General features: G+C 62.1%; 15 protein-coding genes. 9 read left to right on the top strand and 6 right to left on the bottom strand.

All coding sequences use genetic code 11. The features are described from left to right. Position 1: 1 nt before the first annotated feature. Complete coding sequence (locus GF111_RS16400; protein ID WP_038879406.1) at positions 2-1,045, top strand: LacI family DNA-binding transcriptional regulator; 1,044 nt, start codon at positions 2-4, stop codon at positions 1,043-1,045. A 55-nt stretch (positions 1,046-1,100) separates the two neighbouring features. On the opposite strand, the gene exbD is transcribed toward GF111_RS16400, so the two are convergent. Together exbD and exbB are read right to left on the bottom strand one after the other, a co-directional pair. Continuing rightward, on the bottom strand, positions 1,101-1,523 hold the full coding sequence (gene exbD, locus GF111_RS16395) for a TonB system transport protein ExbD (RefSeq protein WP_004937307.1): 423 nt from the start codon (positions 1,521-1,523) through the stop codon (positions 1,101-1,103). A 3-nt stretch (positions 1,524-1,526) separates the two neighbouring features. Then, on the bottom strand, positions 1,527-2,498 hold the full coding sequence (gene exbB / locus GF111_RS16390; protein WP_072271105.1) for a tol-pal system-associated acyl-CoA thioesterase: 972 nt from the start codon (positions 2,496-2,498) through the stop codon (positions 1,527-1,529). 431 nt (positions 2,499-2,929) lie between these two features. Here exbB and metC point away from each other — a divergent pair, with 431 nt between their 5' ends. Continuing rightward, positions 2,930-4,126 (top strand): cystathionine beta-lyase, encoded by a 1,197-nt coding sequence (gene metC / locus GF111_RS16385; protein ID WP_038879409.1) that lies wholly within the window; start codon positions 2,930-2,932, stop codon positions 4,124-4,126. Positions 4,127-4,271: 145 nt separating this feature from the next. Then, positions 4,272-4,931 carry a DedA family protein gene (locus GF111_RS16380; protein WP_147191038.1) on the top strand — a complete coding sequence of 220 codons (660 nt, stop codon included), beginning with the start codon at positions 4,272-4,274 and terminating at the stop codon, positions 4,929-4,931. A gap of 10 nt (positions 4,932-4,941) precedes the next feature. Here the strand turns inward: GF111_RS16380 and GF111_RS16375 are convergent, their stop codons facing one another. Then, positions 4,942-5,862 carry a LysR family transcriptional regulator gene (locus GF111_RS16375; protein WP_038879415.1) on the bottom strand — a complete coding sequence of 307 codons (921 nt, stop codon included), beginning with the start codon at positions 5,860-5,862 and terminating at the stop codon, positions 4,942-4,944. Between the two features lie 107 nt (positions 5,863-5,969). Between GF111_RS16375 and GF111_RS16370 the strand changes: the two genes are divergently transcribed. After that, positions 5,970-6,998 carry an NAD(P)-dependent alcohol dehydrogenase gene (locus tag GF111_RS16370; protein WP_038879418.1) on the top strand — a complete coding sequence of 343 codons (1,029 nt, stop codon included), beginning with the start codon at positions 5,970-5,972 and terminating at the stop codon, positions 6,996-6,998. Between the two features lie 7 nt (positions 6,999-7,005). Here GF111_RS16370 and GF111_RS16365 read toward each other — a convergent pair whose 3' ends face one another. Continuing rightward, positions 7,006-7,893: an AraC family transcriptional regulator gene (locus tag GF111_RS16365; RefSeq protein ID WP_176602459.1), complete on the bottom strand. Its 888-nt coding sequence runs from the start codon at positions 7,891-7,893 to the stop codon at positions 7,006-7,008. Between the two features lie 226 nt (positions 7,894-8,119). Between GF111_RS16365 and yqhD the strand changes: the two genes are divergently transcribed. The 3 genes from yqhD to GF111_RS16350 all read left to right on the top strand — a co-directional run bounded on the left by yqhD (position 8,120) and on the right by GF111_RS16350 (position 11,142). Beyond that, entirely contained in the window at positions 8,120-9,283 is a 1,164-nt protein-coding gene (gene yqhD, locus GF111_RS16360; protein WP_094460807.1) for an alcohol dehydrogenase, read from the top strand. A 285-nt stretch (positions 9,284-9,568) separates the two neighbouring features. Continuing rightward, positions 9,569-10,393 carry a 2,5-didehydrogluconate reductase DkgA gene (dkgA, locus tag GF111_RS16355; protein WP_038879427.1) on the top strand — a complete coding sequence of 275 codons (825 nt, stop codon included), beginning with the start codon at positions 9,569-9,571 and terminating at the stop codon, positions 10,391-10,393. A 143-nt stretch (positions 10,394-10,536) separates the two neighbouring features. Next, positions 10,537-11,142: a transglycosylase SLT domain-containing protein gene (locus tag GF111_RS16350; RefSeq protein ID WP_038879430.1), complete on the top strand. Its 606-nt coding sequence runs from the start codon at positions 10,537-10,539 to the stop codon at positions 11,140-11,142. A gap of 63 nt (positions 11,143-11,205) precedes the next feature. Here GF111_RS16350 and GF111_RS16345 read toward each other — a convergent pair whose 3' ends face one another. Both GF111_RS16345 and GF111_RS16340 read right to left on the bottom strand, forming a co-directional pair. Then, positions 11,206-13,374, bottom strand: coding sequence for a YgiQ family radical SAM protein (locus tag GF111_RS16345; protein WP_147190580.1), 2,169 nt, complete (start codon positions 13,372-13,374; stop codon positions 11,206-11,208). 80 nt (positions 13,375-13,454) lie between these two features. Beyond that, positions 13,455-14,189: a GntR family transcriptional regulator gene (locus GF111_RS16340; RefSeq protein WP_038879436.1), complete on the bottom strand. Its 735-nt coding sequence runs from the start codon at positions 14,187-14,189 to the stop codon at positions 13,455-13,457. 658 nt (positions 14,190-14,847) lie between these two features. Here GF111_RS16340 and GF111_RS16335 point away from each other — a divergent pair. Continuing rightward, positions 14,848-16,245, top strand: a complete 1,398-nt coding sequence (locus tag GF111_RS16335; RefSeq protein ID WP_147190579.1) for a cytosine permease — start codon at positions 14,848-14,850, stop codon at positions 16,243-16,245. Beyond that, positions 16,242-17,174 carry a PfkB family carbohydrate kinase gene (locus tag GF111_RS16330; RefSeq protein WP_060433583.1) on the top strand — a complete coding sequence of 311 codons (933 nt, stop codon included), beginning with the start codon at positions 16,242-16,244 and terminating at the stop codon, positions 17,172-17,174. The genes GF111_RS16335 and GF111_RS16330 overlap by 4 nt, the downstream gene beginning before the upstream one ends. The last annotated feature ends 10 nt before the right edge of the window (positions 17,175-17,184 follow it).

Here is a 17,184-nt window from a genome sequence, read left to right as displayed (position 1 = left end):
GATGGCGTCAGTGAAAAAAAATAAACGCATTACCATCAGTGACATCGCCACGCTGGCCGGGGTGTCGAAATCGACTGCCAGCCTGGTGCTGAACGGCCGCAGCAAGGAATACCGGGTGTCCGACGACACCCGCGATCGCATTCTGGCGCTGGCGCACGAACACCATTATCAGCCCAGCATCCACGCCCGCTCTTTGCGCTCCAACCGCAGCCACACGCTGGGGCTGGTGGTGCCGGAGATGACTAACTACGGCTTTGCGGTGATCTCGCGCGAGCTGGAAACGCTGTGCCGCGAAGCCGGTCTGCAGCTGTTGATCGCCTGCACCGATGAAAACCCGGCGCAGGAGATGATGGCAGTGAACAGTCTGGTGCAGCGGCAAGTCGACGGTTTGATCGTCGCCTCCAGCCAGCTGAACGACGCGGAATACCAGAAGATCAACGCCGGGCTCCCGGTGGTGCAGATGGACCGCCTGATCGCCGGTTCCGAGCTGCCGCTGGTGATCACCGATTCGGTTAATGCGACCGCCGACCTGGTGGAAAAGGTCGCGCGCCAACATCCGGATGAGATCTATTTTCTCGGCGGGCAGCCGCGCATTTCGCCGACCCGCGATCGGCTGGCCGGCTTCCAGCTTGGCCTGGAGCGCGCCGGCGTAACGTGCAAACCGGAATGGATCATCAACGGCAGCTACCACCCCAGCTCGGGTTACGAGATGTTCGCTCAGCTGTGCGCACAGCTGGGGCGTCCGCCCAAAGCGCTGTTCACCGCGGCCTGTGGCCTGCTGGAAGGGGTGTTGCGTTATCTGACGCAGCATCAGCTGATGGAGAGCGACATCCACCTGTGCAGCTTCGACGATCACTACCTGTTCGATTGCATGACGCTGAAGATAGATACGGTCGCGCAAGACTGCCGGGCGCTGGCGCAGCATAGCTTCGACCAGGTTACCGCGCTCATCGATGAGCGGCCGCTGGAACAGAATGCGCTTTATCTGCCGGGCCGCATCCACTGGCGCCATGCCGGTTCCCGGGCGTTGTTGGCCGGGGAGTGATATTTCTGAATCAATAAAAAAGGGCGCCTGAGCGCCCTTTATCGTTTTGCTGCCGCTACTTGGCGGCGCCTTCCATGCCCACCAGCCCCACTTTCAGGTAGCCGGCTTTACGCAGGGTGTCCATCACGCTCATCAGCGTTTCATAGTCCACGCTCTTGTCCGCCTGGAAGAAGATGGTGGTTTCTTTGTTCGCCTGAGTGCGTTGATCCAGCACCGAAGTCAGCTGATCGGCATTCACCGGCTGATCGCCGACGTAGAGCTGCTTGTCGGCCTTCACCGACAGGAACACCGGTTTTTCCGGCCGCGGCTGCGGTTTGGCGGAAGAAGCCGGCAGATCGACGCGAATATCTACCGTTGCCAACGGCGCGGCCACCATAAAGATGATCAACAGCACCAACATAACGTCGATAAACGGCGTCACGTTGATTTCATGCAGTTCGCCGCTGTCGTCCAGATCTTCATTTAAGCGCATCGCCATGACTCACCCCGCCCGCAGTTGGTGTGCGTGCTGTGAACGCTTGGCTTCCGCCGTTGCGGCCAGATCCAGATCGCGGCCCTGCAGCAGCAAGACCTGCGCCGCTACGTCGCCCACCTGGGCGCGATGGCCGCTGATGACGCGGGCGAAGATATTGTAGATAACGACGGCAGGGATCGCCGCGACCAGGCCCAGCGCGGTCGCCAGCAGCGCCTCTGCGATGCCCGGCGCCACGACCGCCAGGTTGGTGGTCTGCGAATGGGCGATGCCGATGAAGCTGTTCATGATGCCCCACACGGTGCCGAACAGGCCGACGAACGGCGAGATGGCGCCGATGGTAGCCAGGAAACCGTTGCCGCGGCCCATGTTGCGGCTGTAGGCCGCCACGCGGCGCTCGAGGCGGAAGCCGGTACGCTCTTTAATGCCGTTGTTGTCGTTGGATTCCGCAGACAGCTCCAGCTCATTTTGCGCATCGTTCAGCAACACCGCGCTGACGCTTTCCGGGCCGAAGTTTTGCGCCAGCTCGGAGGCTTCATCCAACGAGCGCGCTTCGGCCAGCGCCAGCTGTTCGCGGCGCAGACGGCGCTTGGCCCGCAGCAGTTCGCTGCCTTTGGAGAACAGAATGGTCCAGGTCACGATCGAGGCCAGCACCAGGCCGATCATTACCGCTTTCACCACCGCGTCGGCGTGCTGGTACATGCCCCAAACGGACAGGTCCATGCCGCGGGTTTCCGGTGGCTGGATCGTTGGCGCCGGGTTCACCGGCGTGATGCTCTCCGGCGCGGCGGCTGCAGGCGCGGTGGTCGGCGCAACGCTTTCGGTAACGGCCGGATTGGCCGCCGGCGCTGCCTGCGCGCTGCCGGCCAGCCCCACGACCAGCACCATAGAAGCCATCAGGCTGCGGCCGAAGGCCTTGCCCCACTGCGCCCGGCCCTGGCCGAACGATCCTTGATTTAAATTCTTGCCAGCCGTTTTCACGCTGTGCCTCCACCCATTACCGATCAAAATTAAGGAATAATTCAGCGTGCGATCATATCAAACCAACCGGGGATTGATAGTAGTTCTCATTATTATTTACCAAATAAACGAGAAAATTTTAGCCAGCCCCGCCGCAAAGCGCCAATCTGCGCCCGTTCACCGCCAAACGCCCCTTTTATGGGCTTATTTCGTTACTTTTCTCCCACAACGACGCAACAAGGCCACGCTGCCGAACGGCGTCTTGACCGAGGAATGGGCTTCTCTCTCGCACCACGGCAGAAGGATGAGGTGAGAAAGGCGCGTCCGGCAGCCAATTATAGCCGTTTCTATATCTGGAAGTTAAAACGTCTGGATGGCCATATTAACTCATGCTAACGTAAGGGCTATCGCAAACGGGCACGTGCAGAGCAACCAGAGGTGAGCCAGGTACCATGACGTCAAAACACATCGAAACCACGCTGATCGGCGCCGGCCGCGGCAAACGCTACACCCAGGGCTCCGTCAATCCCGTCACGCAACGCGCCTCTTCTTTGGTTTTCGACTCCGTCGCCGCCAAAAAGCATGCCACCGCGCAACGCGCCCACGGCGAGCTGTTTTACGGCCGACGCGGCACGCTGACCCACTTCGCCCTGCAGGATGCGATGGTAGAACTGGAGGGCGGCGCCGGCTGCGTGCTGTACCCCTGCGGCGCCGCGGCGGTGGCCAATGCGATCCTGTCGTTCGTCGGCGCCGGCGATCACCTGCTGGTCACGGGCTCGGCGTACGAACCGACCCAGGATTTCTGCACCCATATCCTCGGCCGCATGAACGTCAGCACCACCTATTTCGATCCGCTGATCGGCGCCGACATCGCCACGCTGATCCAACCCAATACCCGCGTGGTGTTCCTTGAGTCCCCCGGCTCCATCACCCTGGAAGTGCAGGACATTCCGGCGATGGTGCAGGCCATTCGCGCCGTAGCGCCGGAGGTGGTGATCATGATCGACAATACCTGGGCGGCGGGCGTGCTGTTCAAGGCGTTGGATTTCGACATCGACATTTCGATTCAGGCCGGCACCAAATACCTGATCGGCCATTCCGATTACATGCTCGGCACTGCCGTCGCCAACGCGCGCTGTTGGGATCGGCTGCGCGAGTACTCCTACCTGATGGGGCAGATGGTGGATGCCGACACCGCCTACATGGCGAGCCGCGGCCTGCGCACCCTGAGCGTGCGCCTGAAGCAGCACGAACGCAGCAGCATCGAAGTCGCCCACTGGCTGGCGGCGCGGCCGGAAGTGGCGACGGTCAATCACCCGGCCCTGCCCAGCTGCAAGGGCCACGAGTTCTACCGCCGTGACTTCAGCGGCTGCAACGGGCTGTTCTCCTTCGTGCTGAAAGAGCGGTTGGACGATGCGCAGTTGGCCGCCTACCTGGACAACTTCAGCCACTTCAGCATGGCCTACTCCTGGGGCGGCTTCGAGTCGCTGATCCTGGCCAACCAGCCGGAAGAGCTGGAAGCGATCCGTCCGGCAGGCGGCGTCGATTTCTCCGGCACGCTGGTGCGCCTGCACATCGGCCTGGAGAACGTCGAAGACCTGATCGCCGATCTGGCGGCCGGTTTCGATCGCCTCAACGGCGTGCGCTAAGGCGGATTCCGCTAATTTTCTTCGTCTCGTTTAATGTCGGCTTAAGCTATTAGCGGTACACTACCCGGGTAACTGTCAGATACGGTAACCGCCGCACCCTGGAGAACGTGACCCCGGGCGCAACCGGCATGCAACAGGACATAAAATGGATGTATTACGAGAGATTATTCATGCGCTTTGGCAGCAGGACTTTATCGCCCTCGCCGATCCAAGCGTAATTTGGGTGGTTTACGCCGTACTTTTCACCACTCTGTTTTTGGAAAACGGACTGCTGCCCGCCTCCTTCCTCCCCGGCGACAGCCTGCTGCTGCTGTCGGGTGCGCTGATCGCCAAAGGCGTGATGGGCTTTGCCCCCACCCTGCTGATTCTGACCGCCGCCGCCGGCCTCGGCTGCTGGCTGAGCTATATCCAGGGCCGCTGGCTGGGCCACACCGGCGTGGTGAAGGGCTGGCTGCTGCAGCTGCCGGCGCAATATCACCAGCGCGCGCATAACCTGTTCAACCGCCACGGGCTGGCGGCGCTGCTGATCGGTCGCTTCCTCGGCTTCGTGCGCACCCTGCTGCCGACCATGGCCGGCATTTCCGGGCTCAACAGCTCACGCTTCCAGGTGTTCAACTGGCTGAGCGCGGCGATCTGGGTTTGCGCGCTGGTGGGCCTCGGCTACGCTTTCAGCCAAATCCCGCTGGTGAAGCGCTACGAAAGCCAGGTGATGACCGGCCTGATGCTGCTGCCGCTGCTGCTGCTGTTCGTCGGCCTGCTGGGCGCCATGCTGGTGATCTGGCGTAAAAAGCGCGCCTCCTCCTGAGCCCGGCGCACTACAGCGCCTTCTCGACCAACGCCAGACTGGCGGGTAACTTGCTTACCAGCGTATCCACCGCCAGCCGCACCTTCAGCGGCAGGTGAGGCGTGTGCGGCCACACCGCATGCGCTTCAAAGGCGGCGCCCGGCCGGTCACGCAGCAAGCGCACCAGCGCCCCGCTCAACAGCTGCTCACGCACCAGCCAGCACGGCAGCCAGGCAATGCCGAACCCCGCCGTCGCCGCATCCGCAATCGCTTGCAGATCGTCCATTTGCAGCCGGTTAGTCGGCATCACTTCCTGCGGCTTGCCGTCGCTATCCAATACCAACCAGCTGCGCCGTGCACCGGCGCGCATATAGGTCACCGCCTCATGCTGTGCCAGCTGTTCGATGCTGTGCGGTTCACCGCACCGCTGCAGATAGGCCGGCGAGGCGCACAGCGCCATGCGGTGATCGCCGATGCGGCGTGCCACCAGCCCGCCGCTGTTGGCCAGCGTGCCGTTGCGGATCGCCATATCGAAGCCGTCCTCAATCAGATCCACCACCCGATCGTTGAACGACAGCTCCAGCTCCAGGCCCGGGTGCTCGCGCGTCAGCTCGGTCAACAGCGGCGCAATACACATGCGGCCAAACAGCACCGGCATCGATACCCGCAGCCGGCCGCTGACCTGTCGCTTGCCCGACTCCAGCAGCGTTTCCGCACCGCGGATCTCCTCCAGCGCTCGCAGGCAGCGCTCATAGAATAACGCGCCGTCGTCGGTCAGGCTCTGGCTGCGGGTGGTGCGATGAAACAGCCGCACGCCCAGCCGCTGTTCCAGCCGGGCGATGGTTTTCCCCACCGCCGAACGCGACAGGTGCAGCCGGCTGGCCGCCAACGCAAAACTGCCCGCCTCCACGGCGGTGACGAATACCGAAATACCGCTCAACCGATCGCTCATGATTTGTCGCCCTAAAAGAAACAATCTTCGGAAATCTTATCGCCACTGGCGAACCTTCATCAACGATATTATCGACCGGTCGTTAATCGCTGACTTTGGAGAACATCATGACCGACACGATACAACGCTGGACGATGGACGCCCTGGGGCGTGAACACCTGCGGTTGACCGTCGACGCGATCCCGCAGCCGGGGCCACACGAAATCAGAGTGAAAGTGAAAGCGGTCGCGCTCAACTACCGCGACAAACTGATGATTGAAAGCGGCATGGGGCTGACGTTGCCGCAGCCGTTCACCCCCGCCTCGGACATGGCCGGCGAGGTCGACGCTATCGGCCCCGGCGTCAGCCGCTTCCAACCCGGCGCTAGGGTCATCTCTACCTTCAGCCCCGGTTGGCTCGACGGCCGGCAAAAACCGTACGGCAATGCGCGCCAGGTGCCTTACCACACCCTCGGCGGTTTCTATCAGGGCGTGCTGGCGGAATATGTGATTTTGCATGAGGACTGGCTGGTGGCGGCGCCGGCGTCGCTGGACGACGTGCAGGCCAGCACCCTGCCGTGCGCCGGGCTAACCGCCTGGTTCGCGCTGGTGGAGCAAGGCAAACTGCATGCCGGCGAGACGGTGCTGGTGCAAGGCACCGGCGGGGTGGCGCTGTTCGCGCTGCAGATCGCCAAAGCGCACGGCGCCGAGGTGTATGTGACCTCCGGCAGCGATGAAAAGCTGGCGCGTGCCCAGGCGCTGGGCGCCAGTCACGGCATCAACCGGCTGAAAGGCGATTGGGTGGAAGCAATTTATGCGCTGACGCAGGATCGCGGCATCGACCATGTGATCGACACCGTCGGCGGCCCGAATCTGGGCAACTCGGTACGCGCCGTGGCGGTGGGCGGCCGCATCTCGGTGATCGGCGTGCTGGCGGGCGCCGAGATTTCCGCCCCCGCCGGCCTGCTGCTGCTGAAATCGGCGGAGATCCAGGGCATCGGCGTCGGCCACCGCCGCGCGCTGGAAGATCTGGTGCGCGCCGTGGACGCCGTCAACCTGCAGCCGGTGATCGACCAGGTCTACCGTTTCGATCAGCTGCCGCAGGCGTTGGATCACCTCGATCGCGGACCGTTCGGCAAGATCGTCTTGACCCCGTAAACGCGGTTCAGCCCTCCAGCAGCTGCGGGTTGGCGTCGCGCAGCCGGGCGATTTCATCGCTCGGCGTCATGCCGAACAGGCGCTTGAATTCACGGCTGAACTGCGACGCGCTCTCGTAGCCGACGCGGATCGCCGCCGTGCTGGCCTTCAGGCCGTCATGCACCATCAACAGGCGCGCCTTATGCAGCCGGTACGACTTCACGTATTGCAGCGGCGAGGTGTTGGTCACCGCCTTGAAGTTGTGGTGGAACGCCGAGACGCTCATGTTGACCTCGCTGGCCAACTGTTCGACGTTGAGGTTGTCGGCATATTGATTTTCTATGCGCCGCAGCGCCTTGGCGATCTGGCTGAAGTGGGTATGGCGGTTGACCAGCTCCTGCAGCGACGCGCCGCAGGTGCCGCGCAGCACGTAGTAAAGGATTTCGCGCACGATCTGCGGCCCCAGCACCCGGGCATCTAGCGGCTTGGCCATCACGTCCAGCAGGCGTTCGGTGGCGCACAGCAGCGCTTCCGTCAGCTCGGCCAGGTTCACCCCGTTGCTCTCCGCCCGCGGTTGCATCAGGTAGTCGTCGTCGCCAATGTCGATCAGCAAGTCCTGCAGCATTTGGGTATCGATATTGACCGCCAACCCAACCAGTGGCAGTTCCGGGCTGGCGAAGGTTTCGCACTCGAACGGCAGCGGCACCGTCATCAGCAGGTAGTTGCGCGGATCGTACTGGAACATCTTGTTGCCGCAATAGCCCACCTTATGCCCCTGAAAGACGATCACGATCCCCGGCTCGTACATCACCGGTTGGCGCGGGCAGTGGCGATCGACATACAGGATCTTTACCCGTGGCACCGGTGACGGCGTGTAGCCGTTGCCGGTGGCGATAGCCATCGCCTGGCGCGCCATGCGGCTGCGCTGCGCATCGATTTCAATCACGGAAACACCCTCTTACAGTCAGAACGATTCGGCATAAATAATAATTTAAAACTCGCCATTTCTACAGCGACTTGTAGGAATAGGCAAGAACCAGACAGGAATGTGCATTGTGCGTTGCCGCCAGGTTCCTGACAATACGGGCCAGAAACCTTTGCGCCACTTTGGCGCCCGCCTGACAGAAAGAGAGAAATCACCCATGCAAAACTTCATTCTGCATACCCCAACCAAAATCCTGTTCGGCAAAGACCAAATTGCCGAAGTGGCCGGCCAGATCCCGGCGGACGCACGCATCCTGATCACCTACGGTGGCGGCAGCGTGAAGAAAAACGGCGTACTGGATCAGGTGTACAGCGCGCTGGCCGGCCGCGACGTGCGGGAGTTCTCCGGCATCGAGCCGAACCCGACCTACGAAACGCTGATGAAAGCGGTCGAGGTGGTGAAGGCGGAAAACATCGATTTCCTGCTGGCGGTCGGCGGCGGTTCGGTGGTTGACGGCACCAAGTTCATCGCCGCCGCCGCCCGTTACACCGCCGACGGCGACGCCTGGCATATCCTGCAGACCGTCGGCAGCCACATCACCGACGCGGTGCCGATGGGCTGCGTGCTGACGCTGCCGGCCACCGGTTCCGAATCCAACAGCGGCGCGGTGATCACCCGTAAAAGCAGCGGCGACAAGCAGCACTTCTTCTCGCCGCTGGTGCAGCCGCGCTTCGCCGTGCTGGATCCGGTGGTGACCTACTCGCTGCCGCCGCGCCAGATCGCCAACGGCGTGGTCGACGCCTTCGTGCACACTCTGGAGCAGTATCTGACCTACCCGGTGGACGCCAAAGTGCAGGATCGCTTCGCCGAAGGCCTGCTGCTGACCCTGCTGGAAGACGGGCCGCGCGCGCTGGCCGAACCGGAAAACTATGGGGTGCGCGCCAACGTGATGTGGAGCGCCACCATGGCGCTGAACGGCCTGATCGGCGCCGGGGTGCCGCAGGACTGGGCAACCCACATGCTGGGCCACGAGCTGACCGCCATGCACGATCTCGACCACGCGCAAACGCTGGCCATCGTCCTGCCGGCGCTGCTGCACGAGAAGAAAGCGCAGAAGCGCGAAAAACTGCTGCAGTACGCTGACCGCGTCTGGGGCCTGCGCGAAGGCAGCGAAGACAGCCGTATCGACGGTGCCATCGCCGCCACTCGCGCCTTCTTTGAGCAGATGGGCGTACCGACCCGCATGGCGGATTATCAGCTCGACGGCAGCAGCATTCCGGCGCTGCTCGACAAGCTGCATCAGCACGGCATGACCGCCCTGGGCGAGCATCAGGACATCACCCTGGACGTCAGCCGCCGCATTTACGAAGCGGCGCGTTAATCGCAAAACGGCGATTTTTTGCTAGGCTTTAGTCTCCGTCAGCCATTTTTCGCCGCATCCGGCGCCCGGCCGATCACCGGGTGCCGTCAGGCGCCTCCGCGCGCCGCCGATCGTTTCGCCCCCCGTCTTACCGCTCATTCGCAGGGAGAGCGGGGAGAAAGTCGCCCTCCCGCCACCGCTGAAATTAGGCTGGCAAACCCGGCAACCGCTCATTTTGCCAACTAGAATTTATCTATAGCCGTTTCGGTGCCGCAGGCGCCGCAATCCGTACACAAGGAGATGCGCATGACAACGCAACAACCCATCATCAAACTCCACGATGGTAATCTGATGCCGCAGTTGGGTCTCGGCGTTTGGCAGGCGAGTATTGAAGAGACCACCCGCGCGGTGAGCAAAGCGCTGGAGATCGGTTACCGCTCCATCGACACCGCCGCGATCTACAAGAACGAGGCAGGCGTCGGCGCCGCGCTGCAGTCCAGCTCGCTGCCGCGCAGCGAGCTGTTCATCACCACCAAGCTGTGGAACGACGATCAGGGCGATCCGCTGGCGGCGCTGGAAACCAGTTTGGAAAAACTCAGGCTGGACTATGTTGATCTTTACCTGATCCACTGGCCGCGCCCGCAGCAAGATCAATACGTCTCCGCCTGGCGCGAACTGATCAAGCTGCGCGATCAAGGCCTGGTGAAAAGCATCGGCGTATGCAACTTCCATACGCCGCACCTGCAGCGCCTGCTGGATGAAACCAACGTGGCGCCGGTCATCAACCAGATAGAGCTGCACCCGCTGCTGCAACAGCGCCAGCTGCGCGCCTGGAACGCCACGCACCACATCGCGACCGAATCCTGGAGCCCGCTGGCGCAGGGCGGTGAAGGGGTGTTCGACCAGCCGCTGATCAAGGCGCTGGCCGAGAAATACGAGAAAACCCCGGCGCAGATCGTGGTGCGCTGGCACCTGGACAGCGGCCTTATCGTGATCCCGAAATCGGTCACGCCGTCGCGCATCCGCGAAAACTTCGAGGTGTTTGATTTCAAACTCGATAAGGACGAACTGGGCGAGATCGCCAAGCTGGACGTCGGCAACCGCCTCGGGCCGGATCCGGATACCCTGTAACCCCTCCCCAAGCCCTCTCCCGCCGGAGGGGGCTTTTCCTTCCCGCGCATTGCTCCCTTACGCCGCCTGACGTTATGATGACGACGCCGGAGGCCTCGCCCGCCGGTTAACGCCGTTAAAAAAACAGACAAGCACGGAGCACCATGAAATTCTCTTTCTCACACGGGTTAAGGCTGAGCATGCTTTGCGTCATGCTGGTGCTGGCGGGTTGCGCCGGCAAGAAACAGCGCGTCAGCTACGATCGCCACGCTTTCGATAGCGCCATTAAAGACGCCGCCAGCGAATACGGCGTGGACGCCAAGCTGATCACCGCCATGATCCAGGTGGAGTCCGGCTTCAACCCTGCGGCGGTGAGCAAGTCCAACGCTATCGGCCTGATGCAGCTGAAAGCCGATACCGCCGGCTGCGATGCCTACCGCTACAAAGGCAAACGCGGTTGCCCGGACGCTGACGACCTGCGGGATCCCGACACCAATATCGATCTCGGCGCCGCCTACCTGGCCACCTTGCAAAAACAGCAGCTTAAAGGGATCACGAACCCTGTTACGCTGCGCTACGCCACCATCATCGCCTACGTCAACGGCACCGGCGCGCTGCTGCGCACCTTCTCCAGCAACCGCCAGCAGGCCATCGCGATGATCAACAACCTATCGCCGGAAGCCTTTAACTGGCACGTGCGCAAATACCACCCCGCTCCGCAGGCGCCGCGCCATTTGATGAAAGTGGAAGCCGCCTACGATAGTTTGTGATGAGCAAAAGTAAAAAGGAGAACCCGAGGGTTCTCCTTTTTGTTTGCGCACGCGGCGTGGCCGTTACGGCTTGGCTTTGCGAATCGGTTTGCGCGGCGGTTGGTTGGACGGCGTGCGCTGCCGATTGATATCGGTATGCTTGGTCAGCGCCGGCCGGGTATGGCGCTGCAGGCGTTTCGCTTCGCGCTGCTCGTCGATGCTCGGTGCCGGCACCAGACACTCGCGGCGGCTGCCGATCAGGTGCTTCAGCCCCATCTCTTCCAGCGCGGTGCGGATCAGCGCCCAGTTGGCCGGATCGTGGTAACGCAGCAGCGCCTTATGCAGGCGACGCTGGCGATCGCCGCGCGGCACCACCACGTCTTCGCTCTTATACCCCACCTTGCTCAGCGGGTTTTTACCGCTGTAATACATGGTGGTGGAGTTGGCCATCGGCGAAGGATAGAAGTTCTGCACCTGATCGAGGCGGAAACGGTTCTTCTTCAGCCACAGCGCCAGGTTCACCATGTCTTCATCGCGGGTGCCCGGGTGCGACGAGATGAAGTACGGGATCAGGTACTGTTCTTTGCCCGCCTGCTTCGAATAGTGATCAAACAGCTGCTTGAAGCGATCGTAGCTGCCCATGCCCGGCTTCATCATCTTCGACAGCGGCCCTTCTTCGGTGTGCTCCGGCGCGATCTTCAGGTAGCCGCCGACGTGGTGGGTCGCCAGCTCCTTGATATAACGCGGATCTTCCACCGCCAGATCGTAACGAACCCCGGAAGCGATCAGGATCTTCTTGATGCCCTCCAGCGAACGCGCACGGCGATACAGTTTGATGGTCGGCTCGTGGTTGGTGTCCATGTAGGTGCAAATCTCCGGATACACGCACGAGGCGCGGCGGCAGGTCTGCTCGGCGCGCGGGTTGGTGCAGCGCAGCATATACATGTTGGCGGTCGGGCCGCCGAGATCGGAGATCACGCCGGTAAAGCCCGGCACCTTGTCGCGGATCTCTTCGATTTCACGAACGATCGAATCTTCCGAACGGCTCTGGATGATGCGCCCTTCGTGCTCGGTGATCGAACAGAACGAGCAGCCGCCGTAGCAACCGCGCATGATGTTCACCGAGAAACGGATCATGTCATAGGCCGGAATGCGATCCTGGCCGTAGGACGGATGCGGCACGCGCTGATAAGGCAGCGCGAAGACGCTGTCCATCTCCGGCGTGGTCAGCGGGATCGCCGGCGGGTTGATCCACACGTAGCGGTCACCGTGTTTCTGCATCAGCGCGCGGGCGCAGCCCGGGTTGGTTTCATGGTGCAAAATGCGCGAGGTGTGCGCATACAGCACCTTGTCGCCCTTCACTTTCTCGAAGGACGGCAGCAGCACGTAGGTCTTCTCCCACGGCTTCGGCTTGGCGGCGCGCACGGTGACAGGCTTGGCTTCCGGCTCTTTCGGCTTGGCGCCGTCGGCGCACGGCAGATCGTCACCGTACGGGTTCGGGATAGCTTCGATGCGGCCCGGCTTGTCGATACGGGTGGAATCCACGCCGCTCCAGCCCGGCAGCGCTTCTTTGCGCATCACCGCGGTATTGCGAATATCGTGGATGTCGCCGATCTTCTCACCGGCGGCCAGGCGATGCGCCACTTCCACCAGCGGGCGTTCGCCGTTGCCGTAGATCAGCATGTCGGCTTTGGAATCCACCAGCACCGAGCGGCGCACGGTATCCGACCAGTAATCGTAGTGGGCGATGCGGCGCAGGCTGGCTTCGATGCCGCCCAGCACGATCGGCACGTCTTTGTAGGCTTCTTTACAACGCTGGCTGTAAACCAGGGTAGCGCGATCCGGGCGTTTGCCGCCGACGTTGCCGGCGGTGTAAGCATCGTCGTGGCGCAGTTTGCGATCGGCGGTATAGCGGTTGATCATCGAGTCCATGTTGCCGGCGGTAATGCCGAAGAACAGGTTCGGTTTCCCCAACCGCATGAAATCTTCTTTGTTGCTCCAGTCCGGCTGCGCGATGATGCCGACGCGGAAGCCCTGCGCTTCCAGCATGCGGCCGATGATCGCCATGCCGAAGCTCGGGTGATCGACATAGGCGTCGCCGCTGATGATGATCACGTCGCAGCTGTCCCAGCCCAGTTGATCCATCTCTGCTCGCGACATCGGTAAAAACGGCGCGGTGCCAAAACATTCCGCCCAATAAGGCTTATAGGAAAACAGTTCACGATCGGGTTGGATCAGGCTGGTGGTGCTCATTCTGCTGCTCTTTTTACAGGTTAATTAATCGCCGGGCGGCGATTATACGCACTAGCAGCAAAAAGAGCATGGTTATTTCGCTAACCGTTCACTTCGAATTCATAAACGTCGCTGCGACACAAGATATCGCTGAACTCCAGCGCCTCACCCTGGGCATTGCGGCTGGTCTGGGTGATGTGCAACAACGGCGCGCCGCACGGCACGTTGAGCAGCTCGGCGACCTCGTCGCTGCAGGACACCGCCTTCAGCAGAAAGTGTTTATCTTCAGGCACGATGCCGCGCGATTGCCATAACGCATACAGCGAATGCTCCAGCTGCCCCGGTTCGGGCAGGAAGCGCGGCGGAATATAGGTGGTTTCCAGCGAGACCGGGCTGCCGTTCAGCAAGCGCAAACGCCGCAGTTTGATCACCTCATCCCCCTCAGCCAGCCCCAGCGCCGCCGCGGCCTTGGCCGGCGCGCCGACCCGGGTGCGCAGCAACCATCGGTTACTGACGCTGCTGCCGTGGCGCAGCGCCTGAGCGGTGAAACCGCTGTCTTTATCGAGGGAATAGCCGATGCGCATCGCTACGCGGGTGCCAACGCCCTGCTGCCGCGAAATCAGCCCTTTCTCCTCCAGCAGCTTCATCGCCTTGCTGACGGTGACGCGCGACAGCGCCAGGCCTTCCGCCATCTGCCGTTCGGGCGGCAAAAACGCCTCTGCCGCCAGCACCTGCTGCCTGATTGCGGTTTCTATCGCCGTCGCCAGCTGAATATAACGCGGCGCTACCGCCCCCTGCGCCAGATGGCCACGCAGCCAGGCCATAAAATCCGTCATTCGCCCGCCCTCTTACCTATGCCATTTGTCTGGATTTCGTTTTTTATCCTATCGCCGATCCGGCGATAAGCCCCTCACCTTAACTAAAATATCGCTAATGTTTTCAGAGTGGCATCACAATTTTTGCCTAATGGACTTTCATTGGATCTAGATCGCGCGTAATCTGTGCTTATTGATGTTGATACATCAATTGCACCAACACCAGGGACCCACTTTAAAAAAAATAAAAAACCCGCTGCCGACCCTAAAGGATACCCTTGATGGCCGGTAGCGGGGATATACTGTCAGCACAAACGGCCGAGAATAAGCAACGTAGCTAATGGATAGCTTGCTCACTGCTCATAGCCACATCACAGGATCCCCTTGCGGTGGGCGCAACGGTTTGATGTCGGCAAATAGAAACGTTCCCGCTTCGCCAAACCCCGCTGCAGACCCACTCTTTGACTACACTCATTGGCGCCGTGCGGCCGACGTGCCTCACCCGATAAGGTGGATACCGCCCTCACTTTGACAGACCCGGCGGTATCAGCCGCTACACACTGCGCGGAATCGGCGTCTTCACCGACAACGGAATAGCCGGCGTCAACCGCGCCAACGGAATCGATTTTCAGTCAACTGCGGCGGCCCTCGCGGCCCTGCGCTACAGGGATCATTTGCTATGACCGATATCAATCGCAATGAAGCATGGAAGGTAGAAAGCACCGGTATCGATCGGGTACCGGACGCGGAGCAGACCGGCAAGCCCATCGAGCTGTTTTGGATCTGGTCGGCGGCCAATATCGGCATTCTCGGCGTGGTGTACGGCGCCATTATCGTCGGCTTCGGCTTATCCTTCCTGCAATCGGTACTCGCCGCGCTGGTCGGCGTCGCCAGCTTCGTGCTGGTCGGCCTCACCAGCTTCGCCGGCAAGCGCGGGCGCACCTCGACGCTGACGCTCTCGCGGGTGATTTTCGGCCTGAAGGGCAACGTGGCGCCCACCCTGTTCAGTTGGATCAACCTGATGGGCTGGGAAGCGGTCAATGTGATCACCGGCACCCTGACGCTGGCGGCGCTGTTCGAGGCCTTCGGGTTGGGTAGCAGCCACCTGCTGACCGCGCTCAGCCTGCTGCTGTTCGGCGGGCTCACTGTCGTCGTCAGCCTGCTGGGGCAAAATACCGTGGTCTGGATGCAAAGCTGGTTCAGCCGCATCTTCGGCACCATGACGCTGATCGTGGTGCTCTATATCCTGTTCAACACCGAGTGGAGCCAGGTGCTGGCGCTGCCTTCCGGCAGCTGGTTGACCGGCTTCCTGCCGGCGGTATCGGTGATCGCCGCCGGCACCGGCATCAGCTGGGCGATTGCCGGCGCCGATTACAGCCGCTATCAAAGTCCGAGCTCGTCGAGCAAAAGCATTTTCGCCGCGGTAATGGGCGGCGCCTGTTTGCCGCTGATGCTGCTGATGCTGGCCGGCATCCTGCTTTCCGTGCAGCTGCCCGATCTGGCCAGCGCCGCCAACCCCATCGCGCTGATAGGCTCAGTGCTGCCCGCCTGGATGGCGATCCCTTATCTGCTGGCCGCCACCGCCGGCATCGTCACCATCGCGGTGCTCAGCCTGTATTCCGCCAGCCTTAACCTGCTGACCATCGGCGTGCAGGTCAAACAGTGGCTGGCGGTGTCGATCGACGCGGTCATGGTGCTGGGCATCGCCCTGTATGTGCTGTTCATCTCCGGCGATTTCATGGGGCCGTTCATCTCCTTCCTGGTGTTCTGCGGCGTATTCCTGGCGGCCTGGGAGGCGATTTTCCTGCTCGATTACCTGTGCCTGCGCCGCCGCCACGGGTATGATGGCAACGCTTTGTACGGCCTGCATGGCCAGAACCGCGGCGTGCGCAAAGCCCCGCTGTTCTGCTGGTTCCTCGGCGCCCTGTGCGGCCTGCTGGTCACCAAAACCGGTTTTATCGACGGCCCGCTGGCCAAAGGCTTGTTCGCCGATTCCAGCCTGGGGCTGTTTGTATCGTTCGCGGTGAGTCTGATCGCTTACGGTCTGTACCTGACCCAACGCAGAGAACATCAATGAGTGAGTGGGAAGCTGTAACACCTGTCCTGGTTATTGGGGGCGCGGTCGGCGATCTGGTGATGACGCTGCCGCGCCTGCCGACCAGCGGCGAAGATATCGAAGCCCAGCCGCAGGCGCGGCAAATCGGCGGCTGCGCGTTCAACGTGGCGCGCGCGCTGGTGCGCCTGGAAACGCCGGTGATTAACGGCATGCCGGTTGGCAACGGCGAATGGGGCGCGGCTGTCGAAGCCGCCATGGGCGAACTGGATCTGGAGGTGCTGCTGCGCCACGGCCAGATGGACAACGGCTGGTGCCTGGCGCTGGTGGAGCCAAACGGCGAACGCACCTTCATCACGGTGTCCGGCTGCGAAAGCCAATGGAATAAAGCGCAGCTGGCGACGCTGCCGCTGACGGAGCACACCCTGATCTACGCCAGCGGCTACGAGCTGGCGAGCGAAAGCGGCGAAGCGCTGCGCGAGTGGCTGACGCGCATGCCGTTCGACCAACCGCGCCTGATCGATCCCGGCCCGCGCATCGCTCAGCTCAGCGAAGATTTCTTCGCCATGCTCAGCGACAGCCACACCCTATTGACGCTCAACCGCGACGAAGTGGCCGCGCTGTGCGGCGCCGGCGACGCCGTAGAGGCCGCGCAGCGCTATGCCGCAGCCCGTAATCTGACGCTGATCTGCCGCCTGGATCGCGACGGCGCGTGGATCTGCGACGGCCGCACGCCGCCGCTGCACGTTCCCGCCTATCCGGTAGACGTGGTCGACACCATCGGCGCGGGCGATGCCCACTGCGCCGGTTTACTGGCGGGCCTGTCCGCCGGCTGGCCGCTGCCGCAGGCGGTCGATCTGGCCAACCGGGTCGCTGCTTGCGTGGTGGCCAGCCTCGGGGCCGCCAATCCGCCGGACTGGCCGCAGTTGCAACAGCGCTTCCCGCAGGCCTGACGTTTCAGGG

Source organism: Serratia sp. HRI (assembly GCF_010119335.3).
GTDB lineage: Bacteria > Pseudomonadota > Gammaproteobacteria > Enterobacterales > Enterobacteriaceae > Serratia > Serratia nevei.
This window is presented reverse-complemented; position numbering and strand designations above follow the sequence as displayed.

What these genes read in the sequence shown, in the direction of transcription:
- yqhD (WP_094460807.1), top strand. Translation starts at nt 8,120, where the DNA reads ATGCAAAACTTCATTCTGCATACCCCAACCAAAATCCTGTTCGGCAAA.
- GF111_RS16370 (WP_038879418.1), top strand. Translation starts at nt 5,970, where the DNA reads ATGACCGACACGATACAACGCTGGACGATGGACGCCCTGGGGCGTGAA.
- metC (WP_038879409.1), top strand. Translation starts at nt 2,930, where the DNA reads ATGACGTCAAAACACATCGAAACCACGCTGATCGGCGCCGGCCGCGGC.
- GF111_RS16350 (WP_038879430.1), top strand. Translation starts at nt 10,537, where the DNA reads ATGAAATTCTCTTTCTCACACGGGTTAAGGCTGAGCATGCTTTGCGTC.
- GF111_RS16400 (WP_038879406.1), top strand. Translation starts at nt 2, where the DNA reads ATGGCGTCAGTGAAAAAAAATAAACGCATTACCATCAGTGACATCGCC.
- GF111_RS16335 (WP_147190579.1), top strand. Translation starts at nt 14,848, where the DNA reads ATGACCGATATCAATCGCAATGAAGCATGGAAGGTAGAAAGCACCGGT.
- GF111_RS16345 (WP_147190580.1), bottom strand. Translation starts at nt 13,374, where the DNA reads ATGAGCACCACCAGCCTGATCCAACCCGATCGTGAACTGTTTTCCTAT.
- exbD (WP_004937307.1), bottom strand. Translation starts at nt 1,523, where the DNA reads ATGGCGATGCGCTTAAATGAAGATCTGGACGACAGCGGCGAACTGCAT.
- GF111_RS16340 (WP_038879436.1), bottom strand. Translation starts at nt 14,189, where the DNA reads ATGACGGATTTTATGGCCTGGCTGCGTGGCCATCTGGCGCAGGGGGCG.
- GF111_RS16380 (WP_147191038.1), top strand. Translation starts at nt 4,272, where the DNA reads ATGGATGTATTACGAGAGATTATTCATGCGCTTTGGCAGCAGGACTTT.
- GF111_RS16375 (WP_038879415.1), bottom strand. Translation starts at nt 5,862, where the DNA reads ATGAGCGATCGGTTGAGCGGTATTTCGGTATTCGTCACCGCCGTGGAG.
- GF111_RS16330 (WP_060433583.1), top strand. Translation starts at nt 16,242, where the DNA reads ATGAGTGAGTGGGAAGCTGTAACACCTGTCCTGGTTATTGGGGGCGCG.
- dkgA (WP_038879427.1), top strand. Translation starts at nt 9,569, where the DNA reads ATGACAACGCAACAACCCATCATCAAACTCCACGATGGTAATCTGATG.
- GF111_RS16365 (WP_176602459.1), bottom strand. Translation starts at nt 7,893, where the DNA reads ATGGCGCGCCAGGCGATGGCTATCGCCACCGGCAACGGCTACACGCCG.